Origin of the sequence: Phenylobacterium sp. LjRoot219 (assembly GCF_964252995.1) — a bacterium.
Classification (GTDB): domain Bacteria; phylum Pseudomonadota; class Alphaproteobacteria; order Caulobacterales; family Caulobacteraceae; genus Phenylobacterium.
Map to the genome: position 1 here is coordinate 3,010,126 of NZ_CAXUQI020000001.1, position 17,772 is coordinate 3,027,897.

Below are 17,772 nucleotides of genomic sequence, written 5' to 3' on the forward strand. Positions count from 1 at the left end.
CAATGGTGGCGCCTTTGGGCCCAAATTGGGGCGTTTTGACGCGACCGTCAGTCATCGGCGGATCGTCAGCGCGGTTTTGCGGCGCACAAGCGCCGCCGCGGGAACAGGGTGCGCGCGCCGCCGGTTCGAGATCTGATGAGCAACGCCCGCCCCTTTTCCGATCCCGCCTCGGTCGGCCTTGTGGGCGTGGCCCTGCTGGGTCTGGCGACCGCAAGCTTCACCTCCAGCATGATGCGGCAGCTGCGCGTGCCGCGACCGGACAACAGCGCCACCGTGGTGGTGCTGCCGCCGACCGACGCGCCGCCGCCGCTGCCCGCCGAACTGCTCGCCGCCGCGGCGCTGGCGGCCCAGCCTGCGACGCTCGCCCCCCCGCCCGAGCCGCCGCCGCGACCCCGTCGGCCGCCGGTGATCGAGACGCCGCCGGCGACCGTCGAAACGCCCGCTCTGGCCGCCGCCGACGCGGCGACCGAAGCGGTCGCCGCCCTCCCGGACCTGCGCGACCTGACGCCGCCGCCGCGCCCGTCGCTCGATCCCCTCCCCTAGCCCACGGCTGCGGCGACGGTCCGCCGCGGACGGATGGCCGCCAGCGTCTCCAGGCCGCTCACCAGCAACCGATGCTTGCGCTCCCAGCTGGTGTCGCTCCGGCCGGCGCATCGCTGCAGAATCCACTGCGGCCAGGACGCCAGGCAGAAGCACAGGAAGACCTCGGCCTGTTCGTCGGCGGTCAACGCCCGGCTCATGCGGTTGTAGCGCAGTCGCGCCTCGGCCTGCTCGGCCTCGCTCGGCGGGCCGCTGCGCTCGCCGCCGCCGAACACTAGGTCGAACGCCGTCGCGATCTCGGCGTCGGACAGCTCCGCCAGGGGCCGGCGATCGCGCGCGTCCGACTCCTGCAGCTCGTTCACCCCGGGCGTGCGCCGCTGGGGATGCGATCTGCGCCAGGCGCTGGCGTAAAGCAGTCCCGCCCGGTGCTGCGCCTCGGTAATCCAGCCGCGCGCCAGCGCCAGCGACATCGGATCCTCCGCGTCGGCCAGGCGCGCGGCCGACGCCTCGCCGAGCAGGGCGCGCCGGATGGCCACCACCTTTGCGTTGGGCTCGACCTTCTGCACCAGCTGGCCCGACGGATGCCGCGGCCCGTCCTTGCGCGGCCGGCCGCCGCCCTTGCGTAGTCGCATCATGCGCCTCTCCTGCTCTGCTGTTCTGAAGCTCACGCCGCCCACCGCTGCGCCACCTCGACCCAGCGACGCTGCTCCGTCGCGCGCGCCGCGGGCGAGACTGGCTTGAACGCGATCGCGTGGTGCGTCGGGCAGAAGGCGCGCCGCGGGTGGGTCGGCGCACAGCACGACAGCAGCTCATCGCCCTCGCCGCCGACCGGAAAGGCGCACTCGCCGAACTCGCGCGACAGCCAGTGGCGCGGCGCCGTTCCCGGCAACGGGGCGAACGCCGTCTCGCGCCAAGGGGACCGCGGCGGCTCCGGCGGCCCAAGCCGCGCGCTCGACAACGCGCCTGCGGCCGGCGCCGGGCGCACGCGCCCTTCGCTCCCAGCCTGCAGGTCCGCCGCGCCGTCATAGCGCCGAGGCGCCGAGGCGGCGTTGCGGCTGCGCAGCAGCCGAAGGCGATGCAGCTTGCCGAGCACGGCGCTGCGGCTGACGTCGCCCAGCGCCTCGGCGATGCCGGCGGCGGACACCCCCTGGCGCCAGAGCCGCGTGAGCTGCGCGATACGCGCGTCGGTCCAGGTCATGAAAGGCTCCGATCGAGGCTCTCTAGCGACCGCTTCTGACGTAGCGGCGCGGGCTATATGTTTATGGTTTGTTCTTTTGACGCCGACGTGGGCGCCGGGGCTTCCGCCCCGATCTGCAGCAGGGAAAGGTGAGGGCATGGGGGTGAAGGTATTTTTGATACCGGATTGGAGTCAAGCGATTTGGTAGCTTTCATACCCTTCGGCGTGCTAGCGTGCCCGCCATGGAACGCCATGACCGTCTGCGCCAGGCGCGCACCGCCGCCGGCTTCGAGCGCGCGAGCGACGCGGCGGCGCGCTTCGGCTGGAACGAGAACACCTACAAGTCGAACGAGAACGGCAACGCGCCCTTCTCCTTCCGCAAGGCCAAGGAGTACGCCGCAGCCTTCGGCGTGCGCGCCGAGTGGCTCTACGACGAGACCGGTCCGGTGCAGGCCGGCGGCGAGGCGATGGTGCGGATCATCGGTCGGGTCGGGGCCGACGCCGAGGGCGCGGTGATCCAGACAGACGGCCAGGAAGGTTTTGATATGGTTCCGATTCCGCCGGGCGGGACGGCGGCGGCGGTCGCTCTCGAAGTGGTCGGCCACTCGATGCGGATGGTCGCCGAGGACGGCTCGCTGATCTATTTCGAGGACCAGCGCCACCCGCCGACGCCCGACATGCTGGGCTATTACTGCATCGTCGAAATCGAGGACGGCCGGGTGCTGTTCAAGCGGCTGCTGCGCGGCTCGGCGCCGGGGCTATTCGTGTTGGAAAGCCAGGCCGGCCCGCCGATCGAGGACGTCCGCCTGCGCTGGGCCGCCGAACCCACCGCCATCATCCCGCCGAAGCAGGCGCGTCGGATCATCCGCCGCGCCGGCGAAGCCCAGGTCGCCTGAAGCCAAGACCCGCGGACGCGACAAACCTCTGGCTTGACTTTTGTGGTATATTTTATACCATTCCTGCATGCCCGATGGCCGCTTCACGCTGCATGACGCCCGCGAGATCCTCGCCCCCTACCTGAAGCTCGAGGAGCAGCGCGAGTCGGCCCACGCCACCGACGCGCACGGCGAGGTCAAGCGCTGCGCCGGGGTCGCCTGGTCCGGCCTCGGCGCCGCCCCGCCGCGCGCGCCGCGCAGTCCGGACGAGATCCGCGCCGCCGCCGAGGCCGCGCTCGATCGCGCCGCCCGCTTCGCCGCCAGTCCGCGCGGCCGCTTCCTGGTCGGCCTGCGCGCGCTTGAGCGCCTGGGCTATGCCGGCGAATGCGAGACGGCGCGCGCGGCCTTCGCCCGCGGCTTCGCCGATCCCGACCGCCCGGCCCGCCCGGCCGAGATCGGCGCGGCGCTCGCCGTGCTGACCCGCCTCGAGCGCCGCGAAGCGCGCACGGCCTGCCTGGCCCTGACGGAGCTGCTCAGCAGCGAATTGCGGATGGCGGCGGAGTAAGCCCGCTCAGGCGGCGGCAGCAGCGGCTTGAAGCTGCGCCTCAGCGCGCGCGGCGCGGCGGTTCCGGAGGTAGTTGGTAACGCCGCAGCAGAGGAAGACCAACGGCACCGCAAGCCAGAGGCCGTTGTTGATCCAGACGTAGGTAATGTCGATCGGGCGATCGTTCAGCAGGTAGAGCGCTTCAAGCGAAAACAGCGCAGCTGCAATGAAGGTGATGAGCCCGATCCAATGGCTGACGAAGATCATCGCCAGCGGCAGCAGACCAATGGCGAAAATGCCATCCTCGACGAGTTGGACGACCGGCGACGCAAGTCCGGACATGTAGGCAGCGGCGCTCACGGCCATGTTCAGGCTGAACCACAACGCGCCAAGCTGCTCACCGCGGCCGCCTTGCTTGTAGGCAAGAGCGGCGCACGCCCACATGAGAGCGTATTCCACCGCCATAAGGGCGTCGAACTGCATGGACTGTGCGCCTCCGCGATCAGCAGAAGCACACAGTCCTTAAGCGAGTGCGAATCGCGATCAGCCGTGGATGCGGGCGACCGAAGCTTCCATGCGCACCGGCTCTTCGGTGTCGGCGAGGATGTTCTTGCCGAGCAGACCCGAGGTCGTGCGCAGGCCGAGCGCGTCGCGGATCTTGTCCATACGCTTGTGCGAGGCCACCACGCTGGTGCGCGCCGCCTGCAGTTCGGTCATCGCTTCGACCAGCTTGGCGAAGGCGCCGTCGCTCGCCTGGGCGGCGAGATTGAAGTCGGCGTTCGCCGCGCGCATTTCGATCATCAACTCGGCCGCCAGGGCCAGGGTGTCGTCAATGCTGCGCTCGACGGCATGAACCTTGGCCGCGACGCGCTGAGCACGAATGTCCTTTTCCATAACCCCCTCCGATCCTTTCCAAACACGGTAAATCAACAATTAAGATTAACCGTCCGGTAAGGTTAAGCATGCGTTACCAAATGCACCAATAGCTTTTTATGGTTAACGTGCACGTCGCCCGGTTGAGAGGCAGCCATCCGCGCCACTCTTGTGGCGCGAGTTCCAGAGCGCCTCATCTTCGCCGCAAAATCGAACCGATCCGGCCGCGGCCGGCCGGGGCTCAGCGTTCCAGCTTGGTCGACAGGATGATCGAGGAGGTGGTCCGCTCGACGCCTTCCAGGCTGCCGATCCGGTCGATCACCGCCTCGATCCGCCCGACCGTGTCGGCGGCGGCGATGACGATCATGTCGAACGGCCCGGCCACGGTGTGCAGCACCCGGACCTCGTCCATGGTGCGCAGGGCCGCGCCGACCGCGGCCTCCTTCTTGGGCTCGACCTTGATCATCACGTGCGCCCGCACCGCACCCTGCTCGCGCTCGGGGGCCAGCCGCGCCGCGTAGCCGAGGATCACGCCCTCGCGCTCGAGCCGCTCCAGCCGGGCCTGCACCGTGGTGCGCGACCGCCCGACCAGCCGAGCGAGCTCGGCCGTCGGGGTCCGGCCGTTGCGCCGCAGGGCGGCGATCAGCTTCTGGTCGATGGCGTCGAGCTGCATTTCGCCAAGCCTCACCGACGATCTGCCGAAAAGTACCCTGCGTTTCGACGGTTCCGCCACTGCCATCCGACACGCCCAAGCTTCATCATCCAGGCTGCTCAAGGAGGCGGCGATGAAACGGGTAGTCGTCCTAGGCGCCGGCAAGATCGGCTCGACCGTTGCAGACCTGCTCGCCGGCTCCGGCGACTACGAGGTCGTGGTCGCCGACAGCTCCGACCAGGCCCTGCAGCGCCTGGAGACCACGACCCCGGTGATCCGCCGCCAGGTGGCGGTCGAGGACGAGCCGGCGCTGCGCGACCTGCTGGCGGGCGCCTTCGCCGTCGTGAGCGCCGCGCCGCACAACGTCACTGCCGGGATCGCCCGGGCGGCGCGTCAGACCGGAAGCCACTACCTCGACCTCACCGAGGACGTCGCCGCCACCCACACGATCAAAGGGCTCGCCGAAGGCGCGGTCACCGCCTTCATCCCGCAATGCGGCCTCGCCCCGGGGTTCATCTCGATCGTCGCCCACGACCTGACCACCCGCTTCGACAGCCTGCTCGACGTGAAGATGGGCGTCGGCGCCCTGCCCCAGTTCCCGGCCAACGCCCTGAACTACAACCTCACCTGGAGCACCGACGGCCTGATCAACGAATACTGCGAGCCGTGCGAGGCCATCGTCGACGGGGCGATGCGGCGGATCCAGCCGCTGGAGGATCTCGAACAGTTCGCCCTCGACGGCGTGGTCTACGAGGCGTTCAACACCTCCGGCGGGCTCGGCACGCTCTGGGAGACCCTGGCCGGCCGGGTGCGGAACTTGAGCTACCGGACCATTCGTTATCCAGGGCACGCCGCGATCATGAAGGCGCTGCTCAACGACCTGCGCCTGCGCGAGCGGCGCGAGGTGCTGAAGGACATCCTGGAGAACGCCTTGCCCGCCACCTTCCAGGACGTGGTCATCGTCTATGCAAGCGTCAGCGGCGAACGCCGCGGCCGGCTGGTGCAGGAGACCTACGCCCAGAAGATCTACGCCGCCTCGCTGCAGGGCCAACTGCGCAGCGCGATCCAGATCACCACCGCCTCGGCGATCTGCACCGTGCTAGATCTCCTGGTGCAAGGCGTCATTCCGCAACACGGCTTCGTCCGGCAGGAGCAGGTGGCGCTGCAGGCCTTTCTCGAAAACCGGTTCGGCCGGGTCTTTGCGCCGACCCCCGCCCGCGTGGCGGCCTGACGAAAAGGACGCCCCCGATGGAAGCGCCCAGCGACATCCGTTCCGCCGACCAACTGCTCACCCAGCTCGGCGTGCCCGCCGAGCTCTACGTCGGCGGCAATCGCCCGATCCGCTCGCCGATCACCGGCGAGACGATCGCGGCGGTGTACGACGCCTCGGCCGCCGAGGCCGACGCCGCGATCGAGCGGGCGCACCAGGCCTTCCTCGCCTGGCGCGACGTTCCCGCCCCGCGTCGCGGCGAACTCGTGCGCCTGTTCGGCGAGGAGCTGCGCGCCGCCAAGCCCGACCTCGCCGCCCTGGTCACCTTGGAGGCCGGCAAGATCGTCTCCGAGGCGCTCGGCGAGGTGCAGGAGATGATCGACATCTGCGACTACGCAGTCGGTCTCTCGCGCCAGCTGTTCGGCCTGACGATCGCCACCGAGCGGCCGGAGCACCGGATGATGGAGACCTGGCATCCGCTCGGCGTGGTCGGCGTCATCTCCGCCTTCAACTTCCCCGTCGCCGTCTGGTCGTGGAACGCCGCGCTCGCCCTCGTCTGCGGCGACGCCTGCGTCTGGAAGCCGTCGGAGAAGACTCCACTCACCGCGCTCGCCGTCCAGGCGCTGTTCGAGGCCGCCTGTCTCCGGTTCGGCGACGCGCCCGCCGGCCTGTCCTGCGTGCTGATCGGCGGCCGCGAGGTCGGCGAAGCCTTGGTCGACCACCCCAAGGTTCCGCTGGTCTCCGCCACCGGCTCCACCGCCATGGGCCGCGCGGTCGCCCCCCGGCTGGCCCAGCGCTTCGCCCGCGCGCTGCTGGAGCTGGGCGGCAACAACGCCGCGATCGTCGCGCCCAGCACCGACCTCGACCTGGCGCTGCGCGGCATCGCCTTCGCCGCCATGGGCACCGCCGGCCAGCGCTGCACCAGCCTGCGACGGCTGTTCGTGCACGACAGCTGCTACGACGCCCTGGTCCCGCGGCTGAAGTCGGCCTACGCCTCGGTGCCCGTCGGCGATCCGCGGCGCGCCGGGACCCTGGTCGGGCCGTTGATCGACCAGGCCGCCTACGAGCGGATGCTGGCGGCCCTGGCCGAGGCCCGCGCCCTGGGCGGCCGGGTGGTCGGCGGCGAGCGCGTCGACAGCGCGTCGGGCGCCTTCTACGTCCGCCCCGCCCTGGTCGAGCTTCATGCCCAGGTCGAGGTCGTGCGCAGCGAGACCTTCGCGCCCATCCTCTACGTCATGCGCTACCAGGAGCTCGCCGAGGCGATCGCCTGGCAGAACGACGTGCCCCAGGGCCTGTCGTCCTCGATCTTCACCAACGACATGCGCGAGGCCGAGCTCTTCATCTCCGCCCGCGGCTCCGACTGCGGCATCGCCAACGTCAACATCGGCCCCTCGGGCGCCGAGATCGGCGGCGCCTTCGGCGGCGAAAAGGAGACCGGCGGCGGCCGCGAGGCGGGCTCCGACAGCTGGAAGGCCTATATGCGGCGGGCGACCAACACCCTGAACTACGGCCGCAGCCTGCCGCTGGCGCAGGGCGTCAGCTTCGACCTCTGACGGCGAGGATCGTGCCATGTCCGACCACAGCCCCGATCACCTGCAAGCCCTGGTCGCCGCGGCGATCGGCGTCGCCGCCGCCCACGAGACGCTCGACACCCTGGTCATCCCCGAAGCGCTGCAGACCAACGGCGGGCCGTTCGTCTCGCGTGCGACCTTCGCCATGGCGCTCAACGCCGCCCTGTTCCACGGCCTGCTCGCCCGCGTCCCGACCGGCGCGGCCTATGTCGACGACGTGCGCCGGGCCGGCGGCAAGGTGCTGCTCGACCACGGCGCGCTGCGCACCGTCCGGCTCCCCGCCGGTCCGACCGGCGACCTGCCGCCCGGCTATCTCGCCTTCACCCGGCTGCTCGAGCCGCTCGGCTACGAGGTCGCCGACCTCTATCCGCTCGAGCGGCTGATGATGACCGGCCGCGCCTTCCGCCACCGCGACCTGCCCGAGGCCCTGCCGCAGTTCTTCGTCAGCGAGTTGCACGTCGACCGCTTCTCGCCGGCCTTCCAGAAGGTCGCCGAACACGTCTTCGGCCGCACCCGCGACCCGCTCGACGCCACCGCGCGCGCCGCCCTGGAGGCCTTCGCCGGCGGCGACGTCTGCGACCTGAGGCTCGCCGCCAAGGCCTTGCCGGTGTTCGTCGCTGCCTTCGGCCGCTGGCACGCGCCGCCGAGCCTCTTGGCCTACGAGGCCCTTCTCGCCGAGTCGCCGGAAGCCGCCTGGATCGCCACCGAAGGCTGCGCCTTCAACCACGCCACCGACCGCGTCGCCGACGTCGAGGCCCTGGCCGACGCCCAGCGCCGCCTCGGCCGGCCGATCAAGGACCATGTCGAGCGCTCCGCCAGCGGCGGCGTGCGCCAGACCGCCTTCAAGGCCGATCCGGTCGAGCGGATGTTCGCCGACGGCGACCGCACCGTCTGCCGCTTGGTCCCCGGCTCATTCTACGAGTTCATCACCCGCGCGCCGCTGGCCGAACCAGAGGACGGCGTCACCCTCGATCTCGGCTTCGACAGCGGCAACGCCCAGGGCATTTTCAAGATGACCGCGACCGCCTGAGCCAGCGTTCCACTCGCGGAACACTGCGGCCCGCTCGACGCCCTGGCGTTGCCCGCACCGCGACAGCATATCCGCTCCAACGGCGGCTGGCCTCGGCCGGCCGCACGAAGGAGAGTTCAGATGAAGAAGGTTCTGCAGCGTTACGGCAATGATCGCGGCCACTGGGTGGGCGACGGCTTCCCCGTCCGCTCGCTCTTCTCCTACGGCGATCCTGGCGAGCAGCTGAGCCCCTTCCTGCTGCTGGACTACGCCGGTCCCTACAACTTCGACCCCACCGCCTCGCGGCGCGGCGTCGGTCAGCATCCTCACCGCGGCTTCGAGACGGTGACCATCGTCTATGACGGCGAGGTCGAGCATCGCGACTCCACCGGCCAGGGCGGGGTCATCGGACCCGGCGACGTCCAGTGGATGACCGCCGGCGGCGGGATCCTGCACGAGGAGTTCCACTCGAAGGCGTTTGCCCGCAGCGGCGGTCCGTTCCGGATGGTGCAGCTGTGGGTCAACCTGCCGGCCAAGGACAAGCTGGTCCGCCCCAGCTACCAGGGGATCCTCAACGCCGAGATCCCCTCGGTCGCCCTGCCCGACGGCGCCGGCTCGGCGCGGATCATCGCCGGCCAGTTCGGCGAGGTCCGCGGTCCGGCGCGCACCTTCACGCCGATCAACGTGTGGGACGTGCGGCTGGAGCGGGACGCCCAGGCCAACCTGCCGCTGCCGGAGGGCCACACGGCGATCCTCGTGGTGCTGTCCGGCCACGTCACGGTGGACGGTGAGGGCGCCGGCGCGGCCGAAGCCCTGCGACTCGAGCGCGACGGCGAAGGCGTGGCGCTCGTCGCCGACGCCGACAGTAGCCTGCTGGTCCTGACCGGCGAGCCGATCGACGAGCCGGTGGTGGGTTACGGTCCGTTCGTGATGAACAGCGAGGCCGAGATCCGCCAGGCGATCGACGACTTCAACGGCGGCCGCTTCGGCGCCATCCCCGCCGTCTGACGGCCATGGGCCCGGTCTCGCGCCGGGCCCAGAACCGCTCACCCGCGCGGTTTGCCGCGATACAGCGGATAGAAGACCTCCTCGGCCCAGTGCGGCGTCGCATCGGGGATGCCGTAGCGCGACGGCCGGCCCTGCGGGATGTGCAGCGTCCCGAACATCCAATCGTAGATCGACAGGAAGATGCCGAAGTTGCGGTAGTTGCCGCCGTCGCGGCCGTAGCCGTGATGGCTGTGGTGGATGCCCGGCGAGACGAACACATGCTCCAGCGCCCGGAACGCCGGGCCGAAGAGGCGGTGGCGCCGCACCGGATCGTCCCAGCGGAAATGGCTGTGGGTGCTGATGCCCCAGAGCGAGAAGATCAGCACCGCCACGGCCGCCGCCGGCCCCAGCCCCAGGTAGACCGCCGTCCCCATCACCCAGGTCAGCGGCGAGACGAACGCCCAGAACAAGCTGATGCGGAAATTCAGCAGCACGTTCACATAGGCCGCCGTGTGGTGCGTGCGGTGCAGCCGCCACAGCCAGTCGCCGCCGAACCGGCCCTTCAGCCGGTGCGAGAAGCGGTGGATCCAGTAGTTGGCGAACTCGCCGACCAGCAGCAGCCCGATCAGCGCCGGCCAGAACGGGACCTCGCCGAGCGCGCCCTTGCCGTGCGGCAGCGCAAAGCCGATCGCCGCGGCGGCGACCAGCATCACCACCGGCCGGATCGCCTGGCCGGACAGGAAGCAGAGCCCGGTCACCACCAGATCGTTGCGGCTGTAGATCCCGCGATGTCGCCCGGCGACGATCTCCGCCACCAGGATGCCGGCGATCACGCCCAGCACCCACAGTCCTGCATGTTCCATGAACGAACCTCCACGCGCTTGCCGTCCCAACGGTGCGCTTGCCGCCTTTGCGCGTCCAATGCATCTTGATGGCAAATTTTATGCGGAAGACGAATGGATCTGCGCAGCCTTCGCCACCTCGTCGTGCTCGCCCGGCGGCTCAGCTACACCAAGGCGGCCGAGGAGCTCGGCCTCTCCCAGTCGGCGCTATCGCGCAGCATTCAGGCGGTCGAGGCGCGCGCGAAGGTCCGCCTGTTCGACCGCGACCGCGGCGGCGTGCACATGACCAGCGTCGGCCGGGCCGTCGCCGACCGCGCCACGGTGCTGCTGCGCGAAGCCGACGACCTGGAGCGGATGCTCGCCCGCGCCGCGCGCGGCGCCGAGGGCGAGATCTCCTTCGGCATGGCGCCGCTGCCCGCCGCCGCCCTGCTGCCGGCGACCCTGGCCGAAGCACTCGCCGCCCGGCCGCAGCTCGTCACCCAGGCGGCAGTGCGCAGCGCCGACGCCCTGCTCGCCCTGCTGCTGGCCGAGAAGATCGAGTTCTTCGTCTGCGCCGAAGGCCAGATCTCGCAGGCCGCGCCGGTGAAGGCCGCGGCCCTCGGCGTCTTTCCCAGCTCGCTGATCGTCCGCCCCCGCCACCCGCTGCTGGCGCCGGACGCCCAGGGCGCGATCGCCGACTATCCCTTGGCCGTCTCCGGCCAGCTCGGCGAGCATCACGCGCCCGCCGCCCAGGTCGTCGGGCCGTCGCAGGTGGTGCTCGAGGACTACGGCGCGCTGGCCAGGCTCACCCAGGCCAGCGACGCGATCTGGCTCTCCTCCACCTTCGCCGTGGCCGAGGAGATCCGCGACGGCCGCCTGGTCGAACTGCCGGCGCCGCCAGGCCAGGCTGGGCTCGCCTTCCGTATGATCCTGTACAGCCTCGACCGCCGCTCGCTGTCGCCGGCGGCGCTGTGGCTGAAGGATCAGTTCCGCACACGGATTCGCGAGCTTTCCGAGCTCGTCACGCCGAACCGCTGATCGCCGGCAAACAGCCGCGCGCGGCGCCCGACGTGGGCGCTGCAGAAAGCTTTATCTTTTCAGGAGGAAATGGCTGGGGAACTAGGACTCGAACCTAGAATGACGGTACCAAAAACCGCAGTGTTACCATTACACCATTCCCCAGCAGGAACGGCGCAGAGGGGCAGCCCCTCGCGAGGCGGCTCAGATAGCAAAGCGGCCTGCGGGATGCAACGCCTCAGAAGAATAACGTGAGTATGAAAAAGGGGCGTTGCAGGCCCCGAAATGCTCGCCTATAAGCCCGCTCCTCAAGTCGGAGTGTGGCTCAGTCTGGTAGAGCACCGCGTTCGGGACGCGGGGGTCGCAGGTTCGAATCCTGCCACTCCGACCATCTTCCCCCGCCAAGGCGGGGTGACTTCTCCCCTCAGAAAATAGCCCGCGAACTCCCCGCCCAGCACGCCGGGGAGTTTCGAGCGGGATGCGCTTGAGGCCTTCGGCTAATCCGCGATCGAAGACCACGACCTTCCAGTCCGCGCGCTCCGCGGGTGAGCCAGAAGAGGTCGTCGCCGTTGTCGGTCCCCCCAAACGGCAGCAGCCCGCCCGGGGTCGGCCAGAACGGATAGGGCGGCTCGTCGAGAAACTCGAGCGAGGCAAGGCCTTCGCAGACGACGCGAGCCTGGTATTCGAGCCGCCTGTTGGGATTTCGCGACCTCGGGATGTCGACGCCGAGGAACTCGATGAAATACCCGACCCCATAGAGGCGAGCGAAAGCCTTGTAGTCGTCAGGCAGGACCACGCCCAACTCAGCCTCAATCGGCTCCCAGGGACCGTTGAAAGCCTCAAATGGCTCAACCGGCGGCGGAAGCACCTTGATAAGCGCCTCGATCGTCATTTGCGACGCCCCGCAGGATTGTGAATGAGACGGATAGACCGCGGCCCACTTCGCATCTCCGCCATCACGCACCCCCTCGCATCTTTAGGTCTGCGGACGGCCGCCGCCGCACCCAGTGCTTGAAACTTCGCACGATTTAACGCGCAAGCAAGAACAAACATCGAACGGAAATCTGCCGGGCGAGGTCGGCGAAGCGCAGGCCTGCCGCGCCTTTCCGGCATCATTCTGAAGCCGCCTCCGCGCCCGGCCTCCCCCGCCGCCCCTCAATAGATTTCCGCGGGCGGCCAATCCCTTTTCGCCATCGCCAATGTGTGCGACGACCGCGAACCGGCGCGGATGCGCGAGGCTTGGCTGATCCACGATGAAGCAGTTCCTGATCACCGCGGCGGGCGTCTTCGCGGGTCTGATCCTCTTCCTGGTCGGCGTGCCGGTCGTGCTGGTGGCGATCGCCGCCAGCGCCGCCGGCCCGGAACCGGTGCCGGCCAAGGCCGTGCTCGAGCTCGACCTGCGCGATCCGCTGACCGACCAGTCGCCGCAAAATCCCCTCGCCGGCTTCGGCCAGCGTTCCCGCTCGGTGATGGGGATCGTCGAGACCCTGCACCGCGCCGAGAGCGACGACCGGGTGAAGGGGCTGCTGATCCGCCTTCCTGACGGCGGCATCGCCCCGGCCGCCGCCGACGAGCTGCGCCAGGCGATCCACCGCTTCCGCGCCGCCGGCAAGCCGGTGATCGCCCACAGCCAGGGCCTCTATCCGTCCGGCATGGTCACCGCGACCTACATGCTGGGCGCGGCGGCGAACGAACTCTGGATGCAGCCGGCCTCGTCGTTCCAGGTGACCGGCCTGGCCAGCGAGGACGTGTTCCTCAAGCGCTTCTTCGACAAGTTCGGCGTGAAGGCCGACTTCGAGCAGCGGGCCGAGTTCAAGAACGCGGTCAACGGCTACCTCTACGACGACTACACCCCGGCGCACCGCCAGGCCCAGCTCTCCTGGATGGGCTCGGTCTACGCCTCCAACCTGACGGCGGCGGCGACCGACCGGCGGCTCGCCCCGGCGGATCTGCGCCGCACCATCGAAGCCGGCCCCTATCTGTCCGAGCGGGCGATGCAGCTGCGCCTGATCGACCGCATCGGCCAGGTGCGCGAGGCCGAGCAAGCGATCCTGCACAAGGCCGGCGCCGGGTCCGAAACCCTCGACATCGACGACTACGGCCGGGGCCGGCGGCGCGCCGTCGCCGCCGGGCCGACGATCGCGGTGATCGAGGCCGAAGGCCCGATCGTCACCGGCAAGGAAGGCGCGCGCAATCCGTTCACCGGCGGCGGCAACATCTATTCGGACGACGTCTCGGAGGCCTTCTACGACGCCATCAAGGCCAAGGACGTCAAAGCCATCGTCCTTAGGCTAAGCTCGCCGGGCGGCTCCGACACCGCCTCCGAGCAGATCCTGGCGGCGATCCGCGCCGCCAAGGCGGCCGGCAAGCCGGTGGTGATCTCGATGGGGACCTATGGCGCCTCGGGCGGCTACTGGGTGGCCTCGCAGGCCTCGTCGATCGTCGCCCAGCCGACCACCCTGACCGGCTCGATCGGCGTGTTCGGCGGCAAGCTGGCGGTCGGCCCGGCGCTGGCCCGCTACGGCGTCGACATCCGCGAACTCGGGGTCGGCAGCTCCTACGCCGGCGCCTTCGGCACCGGCCGCGAATTCTCCCCGCAGGAGCGCGCCGCCTTCGCCGGCTGGATGGACCAGATCTACGCCAACTTCCTCACCCGGGTGGCCGAGGGCCGCAACCTGCCGCTCGCCCGGGTGCAGGAGATCGCCCGCGGCCATGTCTGGACCGGCGCCCAGGCCCGCGAGCTCGGCCTCGTCGACCAGCTCGGCGGCTTCTACGACGCGATCGACCGCGCCAAGGCCCTGGCCGGGATCACCGGCGAACCCCGCATCAAGCGCATGACGCCGCCGACCTCCTCGGTCGAGGCGCTGCAGAAGCTGCTCGGGCTGGAAGCCGCCTCCGCCCGGACCCTGGCGGCCGCGGCCTGGGTGTTCAGCGACCCGCGGGCCGAAGCGCTGATCGACCAGGCCGCCCAGGCCCGCCTGCGCGAAGGCGGCGCCATGGTCCTGGCGCCGCAGCGGGTGCACTAGTCCTCTCCTCCCCTGCGCAGCAGGGGAGGAACTCTCTAGGTCCGCGGATCCACCACCGTGCGCACCGCCGACGCCGGGTCGTTCATCTTCACCAGCGCGTCGCCGACGCCGTCCAGGCCGATGCAAGCGCCCAGCCACGGCCGCACGTCGACTCGGCCGTCGGCGATCGAGCGCATCGCCAGCTCCATGTCCTGCGGCTCCTCGCCGGCGGCGAAGTTGATCCGCAGCCGCTTCGACTGGGCGGCGGCGACGTAGATCTCCTCCGGCTCCAGGCAGAAGCCGCCGACCACGATCCGCCCGCCGAACGGCAGGCTGGTGATGATCTGATTCAGCATGCCGGGCTTGCCGACGTTCTCGTAGACCAGGTTCACCCGGCGGCCGCCGATCTCCGGCAGCGGCTCGTAGGGCGATCGCTCGCGCGGATCGATGGCGATCTCCGCCCCCATCTTCAGCGCCAGCTCGCGGCGGCCGGCGTCGAAGTCGGCCGCGACGATCGGACCGATCCCCTTCAACTTCAGGCCGGCGATGACGCCGAGCCCGATCGCCCCGCAGCCGACCACCAGCGGCACCTCGCCCGGCTGCGGCGCGCCGGCCCGGGCGTGCTCCAGCCCGACCGCCAGCGGCTCGATCAGCGCCGCCTGGTCGTCGTCGAGCTCGATCGGAATCTCCATCAGGAAGTCCTCGTCGAGCAGCATGTACTCGCCGAACCCGCCCGGCAGGCCGGCGCCGTAGCCGATGATGCCGGTCTGGCCGCCCTGGCGCATGATCGGCACCGAGGTCACCCGCGTGCCGGTCTTCAGCGGCCGGCGGCTGCCCGGTCCGTAGTCGACTATCTCGCCGACGAACTCGTGGCCCATGATGATCGGCTGGCTGAGGTCGACGCTGGCGTAGGGCCCGCCGAACTTCTTCGACATCTCCACCACGTGCGGCCCGGAGCAGAAGAAGTGGGCGTCCGAGGCGCAGAGCGCGCACCGATGGGTGCGCACCAGCACCTGGCCGGTCTTCGGCTCAGGGTCGGCGGCGTCGCCGACGTGGATCTGACCGTTCTCGAGATAGGCCGCCTTCATCGCGCGCCTCCCTGTTTTGGTGTTGGCGTCAGGCCGCGGCCGGCTGCCGTTGCAGCTTCGGCAGCACCGTCTTCAGCAGTTCCAGGCTCTCCCAGCCGGCCTTGGGCGCAAGGCCGCCCAGCAGCGGCATCAGGCTGATCGAGCCGAATTCGCTGACCGCGCTCGGCGCGCGTTCGACCAGCTCCTCCGGCGTCATGACATTGAACATGCCGCAGCGCTTCAGCGCCTCATCGTTGGTCAGCAGCCCGCGGAACGGCGAGTTGGAGTTGGGCTCCGCCTCAGCCCACTTGGCGTATTCCGTGATGACGTGCTTCAGGTGCGGCAGCACCTGAGCCCAGGTCGCGTCCGGATCCCGCGTCAGGTGGACGTTGCTCAAGCCCGCGGGGCTGAACTTCGCTCCGGGCTCGCGGCCGAGGCTGCGGCATTCCGCATCGTAGATGTCGATCAGATCGGGGCGCAGCGGCGAGATGCCGAGCCCGAACTTCGCCGCGCGCTTGGCCGACGCCTCGACCCCGCCGCCGACGATCAGGATGCTTTCCGGCTTCTGCACCGGCAGCGGCCGCACGAACACCGTCCGGCCGTCCGGCGCCTGGAAGCGCTCGCCATGCAGCGCCCGCAGGATGACGTCGATGCCCTCGTTCAACAGCCGGCCGCGATCCTTCAGCGAGACGCCGAACGCCGCGAACTCCTCGGCGACATAGCCGGCGCCGAAGATTACCTGCAGGCGGCCGTTGCTCATCAGGTCGAGCACTGCGATCTGCTCGGCGATCTTCACCGGGTCGTGCAGCGGCAGGATCACCGCACCCAGGCTGATGCGGCAGCGCTTGGTGCGCGCCGCCACCCCGCCGCCCATCACGAACGGCTGCGGCAGGTAGCCGTCCTCCGAGGCGTGATGCTCCATCAGGTTGATGCTGGTGACCCCGGCGTCGTCGGCGAAGGCGGCCATGTCCAGGGCGGCGGCGTAGAGCTCGGCCGTCGGCGTCCCGAACGCGGGCGCACGCATGTCGAACATCACAGAGGTGCGGATCTGGCTCATCGTCAGCCTTTCAAGACAGCGTAGGAAGGATCGCTTCGGTCGCGCCGGCCGCGCTCCGGCAGCGGCATGGCGGAAACGTCGCGGATCTCGGCGAAGTCGCGGACGGCGATCCGCCGGTCGATCGCCCAGCGTCCGTCGCGGCGCGACCACTGGTCGATGTAGCGGCCCCAGGTGGTCACCTGCTTCAGCTGCTCGCCGTGCAGGAACCGCAGGTCGGAGAAGACGTAGGCCTCGCTGCCAGCCCGGTCGCCGTCGAGCTCGATCAGGATGTTGGTCACTTCGTGGTGGTGGATCAGCGTCCCGGCGTGCTGGGCGCAGACGTGGTCGATGAACCCCCGCCCGGTGCCCTGGAACACCTCCTCGCCGTAATCGACCGTGGCGTTCTCATGAAACACCGAATAGCCGAGCTCGTGATCGATCCGGTCCATCGACCGGCAGTAGCGGTAGATCTGGTCGGTGATCGCCTGGCGGTCGGCCAGCGCCTTCACGGTGTCGGCGTCGCTCATCTCAGTCATCCCCGAAGGTGCTGCGGCTGTGCTGCTCGATCATCAGCACGCGGGCGCGCCGCTGGTCCGGCGAGTTCGGCGCATAGCCGGCGACGTCGTTGGTCTGGCCCCAGTTGTAGACCGGCCCATGCGGCAGTTGCGCCAGCCCGACCTTCGCCACCTCGACCGGCGAGGCCCAGTTGGTCGGCAGCGGCAGGCCCTTCTCGGCCAGCAAGGTGCGGTAGGCCGGCGTGTCGGTCTGCCCGAGCACCAGGCTCAGCACGTCGACGCCGTGGTTGCGGAGCTCCGCCCAGAGCCCCTCGGCGAAGCAGAGGTCGAAGGCCTTGCTGGCGGAATAGGTCGCCATGAAGCTGCTGCCGCCGTAGCAGGCGCCGGAGTTGACCAGCAGCACGCCGCCGCGGCCCCGCGCCCGCATCGGGCCGGCGAACAGATAGGCGGTCTTCAGTGTCGTCATGACGTTGCGCTGCGCGAGATCGACCCAGTTCTGCAGATCGTTGTCGAGGAACCGCTTGCCGTTGGGGTCGGCGCCGGCGTTGTTGACGTAGAGCCCGACCTCGCGATCACCGGCGACGGCGGCGATCTGCTCGGCCGCGTCCGGCTTGGCCAGATCGACGCTGGCTGTGACGCACTCGACCCCGCTCTCGGCGCGGATCTGCTCGGCCAGCTCCTTCAGCGGCCCTTCCCGCCGGGCGATCAGGATGCAGTTCAGGCCCTGGGCGGCGATCTGCCGGGCGAACTCGCGACCGGTGCCTTCCGAGGCCCCGGCGATGACCGCCCACGGGCCGTAGCGTTCGGCGAAACTCATCTGGTCCTCCCACCTCGTTTGCGCGACCCTCTGGCGGGGCGCCGCTGTCACTCAGC

At 70.0% G+C, this 17,772-nt stretch carries 20 protein-coding genes and 2 tRNA genes; 10 read left to right on the forward strand and 12 right to left on the reverse strand.

Annotation, left to right across the window (positions count from 1 at the left end):
* The first annotated feature begins 135 nt into the window (after window positions 1-135).
* Window positions 136-543 (forward strand): hypothetical protein, encoded by a 408-nt coding sequence (locus ACSQ14_RS14755; RefSeq protein ID WP_436014046.1) that lies wholly within the window; start codon window positions 136-138, stop codon window positions 541-543.
* On the opposite strand, the gene ACSQ14_RS14760 is transcribed toward ACSQ14_RS14755, so the two are convergent.
* Together ACSQ14_RS14760 and ACSQ14_RS14765 are read right to left on the reverse strand one after the other, a co-directional pair.
* Window positions 540-1,175, reverse strand: a complete 636-nt coding sequence (locus ACSQ14_RS14760; RefSeq protein WP_436014048.1) for a hypothetical protein — start codon at window positions 1,173-1,175, stop codon at window positions 540-542. The genes ACSQ14_RS14755 and ACSQ14_RS14760 overlap by 4 nt on opposite strands.
* Before the next feature lie 29 nt (window positions 1,176-1,204).
* Window positions 1,205-1,738 carry a GcrA family cell cycle regulator gene (locus ACSQ14_RS14765; RefSeq protein ID WP_436014050.1) on the reverse strand — a complete coding sequence of 178 codons (534 nt, stop codon included), beginning with the start codon at window positions 1,736-1,738 and terminating at the stop codon, window positions 1,205-1,207.
* 221 nt (window positions 1,739-1,959) lie between these two features.
* Between ACSQ14_RS14765 and ACSQ14_RS14770 the strand changes: the two genes are divergently transcribed.
* Together ACSQ14_RS14770 and ACSQ14_RS14775 are read left to right on the forward strand one after the other, a co-directional pair.
* Window positions 1,960-2,613, forward strand: coding sequence for a LexA family transcriptional regulator (locus ACSQ14_RS14770; RefSeq protein WP_436014052.1), 654 nt, complete (start codon window positions 1,960-1,962; stop codon window positions 2,611-2,613).
* Between the two features lie 67 nt (window positions 2,614-2,680).
* A complete protein-coding gene (locus ACSQ14_RS14775; RefSeq protein WP_436014054.1) occupies window positions 2,681-3,157 on the forward strand; it encodes a hypothetical protein in 477 nt (158 codons plus the stop codon).
* A gap of 6 nt (window positions 3,158-3,163) precedes the next feature.
* Here ACSQ14_RS14775 and ACSQ14_RS14780 read toward each other — a convergent pair whose 3' ends face one another.
* The 3 genes from ACSQ14_RS14780 to ACSQ14_RS14790 all read right to left on the reverse strand — a co-directional run bounded on the left by ACSQ14_RS14780 (window position 3,164) and on the right by ACSQ14_RS14790 (window position 4,697).
* The gene (locus ACSQ14_RS14780; protein WP_436014056.1) at window positions 3,164-3,619 is read right to left on the reverse strand and encodes a hypothetical protein; all 456 of its coding nucleotides are present in this window, start codon (window positions 3,617-3,619) and stop codon (window positions 3,164-3,166) included.
* A 60-nt stretch (window positions 3,620-3,679) separates the two neighbouring features.
* Window positions 3,680-4,030 (reverse strand): hypothetical protein, encoded by a 351-nt coding sequence (locus ACSQ14_RS14785; protein WP_436014058.1) that lies wholly within the window; start codon window positions 4,028-4,030, stop codon window positions 3,680-3,682.
* Window positions 4,031-4,250: 220 nt separating this feature from the next.
* On the reverse strand, window positions 4,251-4,697 hold the full coding sequence (locus ACSQ14_RS14790; protein ID WP_436014060.1) for an Lrp/AsnC family transcriptional regulator: 447 nt from the start codon (window positions 4,695-4,697) through the stop codon (window positions 4,251-4,253).
* Between the two features lie 97 nt (window positions 4,698-4,794).
* Between ACSQ14_RS14790 and ACSQ14_RS14795 the strand changes: the two genes are divergently transcribed.
* The 4 genes from ACSQ14_RS14795 to ACSQ14_RS14810 all read left to right on the forward strand — a co-directional run bounded on the left by ACSQ14_RS14795 (window position 4,795) and on the right by ACSQ14_RS14810 (window position 9,459).
* Window positions 4,795-5,892 carry a saccharopine dehydrogenase NADP-binding domain-containing protein gene (locus ACSQ14_RS14795; protein ID WP_436014062.1) on the forward strand — a complete coding sequence of 366 codons (1,098 nt, stop codon included), beginning with the start codon at window positions 4,795-4,797 and terminating at the stop codon, window positions 5,890-5,892.
* A 17-nt stretch (window positions 5,893-5,909) separates the two neighbouring features.
* Window positions 5,910-7,424 (forward strand): L-piperidine-6-carboxylate dehydrogenase, encoded by a 1,515-nt coding sequence (gene amaB, locus ACSQ14_RS14800; RefSeq protein WP_436014064.1) that lies wholly within the window; start codon window positions 5,910-5,912, stop codon window positions 7,422-7,424.
* A 16-nt stretch (window positions 7,425-7,440) separates the two neighbouring features.
* Window positions 7,441-8,472, forward strand: a complete 1,032-nt coding sequence (locus ACSQ14_RS14805) for a 2-oxoadipate dioxygenase/decarboxylase family protein (RefSeq protein ID WP_436014066.1) — start codon at window positions 7,441-7,443, stop codon at window positions 8,470-8,472.
* A gap of 120 nt (window positions 8,473-8,592) precedes the next feature.
* Window positions 8,593-9,459 carry a pirin family protein gene (locus ACSQ14_RS14810; protein WP_436014068.1) on the forward strand — a complete coding sequence of 289 codons (867 nt, stop codon included), beginning with the start codon at window positions 8,593-8,595 and terminating at the stop codon, window positions 9,457-9,459.
* 38 nt (window positions 9,460-9,497) lie between these two features.
* On the opposite strand, the gene ACSQ14_RS14815 is transcribed toward ACSQ14_RS14810, so the two are convergent.
* Entirely contained in the window at window positions 9,498-10,301 is an 804-nt protein-coding gene (locus ACSQ14_RS14815) for a sterol desaturase family protein (RefSeq protein WP_436014070.1), read from the reverse strand.
* A 93-nt stretch (window positions 10,302-10,394) separates the two neighbouring features.
* Between ACSQ14_RS14815 and ACSQ14_RS14820 the strand changes: the two genes are divergently transcribed.
* The gene (locus ACSQ14_RS14820) at window positions 10,395-11,297 is read left to right on the forward strand and encodes a LysR family transcriptional regulator (RefSeq protein ID WP_436014072.1); all 903 of its coding nucleotides are present in this window, start codon (window positions 10,395-10,397) and stop codon (window positions 11,295-11,297) included.
* Between the two features lie 70 nt (window positions 11,298-11,367).
* On the opposite strand, the gene ACSQ14_RS14825 is transcribed toward ACSQ14_RS14820, so the two are convergent.
* Window positions 11,368-11,441: transfer RNA gene (locus ACSQ14_RS14825), tRNA-Gln, on the reverse strand.
* 149 nt (window positions 11,442-11,590) lie between these two features.
* Between ACSQ14_RS14825 and ACSQ14_RS14830 the strand changes: the two genes are divergently transcribed.
* Window positions 11,591-11,667: transfer RNA gene (locus ACSQ14_RS14830), tRNA-Pro, on the forward strand.
* Window positions 11,668-11,700: 33 nt separating this feature from the next.
* Here ACSQ14_RS14830 and ACSQ14_RS14835 read toward each other — a convergent pair.
* Window positions 11,701-12,168, reverse strand: a complete 468-nt coding sequence (locus tag ACSQ14_RS14835) for an SMI1/KNR4 family protein (protein ID WP_436014074.1) — start codon at window positions 12,166-12,168, stop codon at window positions 11,701-11,703.
* A gap of 361 nt (window positions 12,169-12,529) precedes the next feature.
* Here ACSQ14_RS14835 and sppA point away from each other — a divergent pair, with 361 nt between their 5' ends.
* Window positions 12,530-14,302, forward strand: a complete 1,773-nt coding sequence (sppA, locus tag ACSQ14_RS14840) for a signal peptide peptidase SppA (protein WP_436014076.1) — start codon at window positions 12,530-12,532, stop codon at window positions 14,300-14,302.
* Between the two features lie 35 nt (window positions 14,303-14,337).
* Here sppA and ACSQ14_RS14845 read toward each other — a convergent pair whose 3' ends face one another.
* From ACSQ14_RS14845 to ACSQ14_RS14860, 4 genes are read right to left on the reverse strand one after another with little or no spacing between them, the layout of a single operon-like run.
* The gene (locus ACSQ14_RS14845) at window positions 14,338-15,369 is read right to left on the reverse strand and encodes a zinc-binding dehydrogenase (protein ID WP_436014078.1); all 1,032 of its coding nucleotides are present in this window, start codon (window positions 15,367-15,369) and stop codon (window positions 14,338-14,340) included.
* 28 nt (window positions 15,370-15,397) lie between these two features.
* Window positions 15,398-16,405, reverse strand: coding sequence for an LLM class flavin-dependent oxidoreductase (locus tag ACSQ14_RS14850; protein ID WP_436014080.1), 1,008 nt, complete (start codon window positions 16,403-16,405; stop codon window positions 15,398-15,400).
* A gap of 2 nt (window positions 16,406-16,407) precedes the next feature.
* Window positions 16,408-16,911: a nuclear transport factor 2 family protein gene (locus ACSQ14_RS14855; protein WP_436014082.1), complete on the reverse strand. Its 504-nt coding sequence runs from the start codon at window positions 16,909-16,911 to the stop codon at window positions 16,408-16,410.
* 1 nt (window position 16,912) lies between these two features.
* Window positions 16,913-17,716, reverse strand: a complete 804-nt coding sequence (locus ACSQ14_RS14860; protein ID WP_436014084.1) for an SDR family NAD(P)-dependent oxidoreductase — start codon at window positions 17,714-17,716, stop codon at window positions 16,913-16,915.
* Window positions 17,717-17,772: the final 56 nt, after the last annotated feature.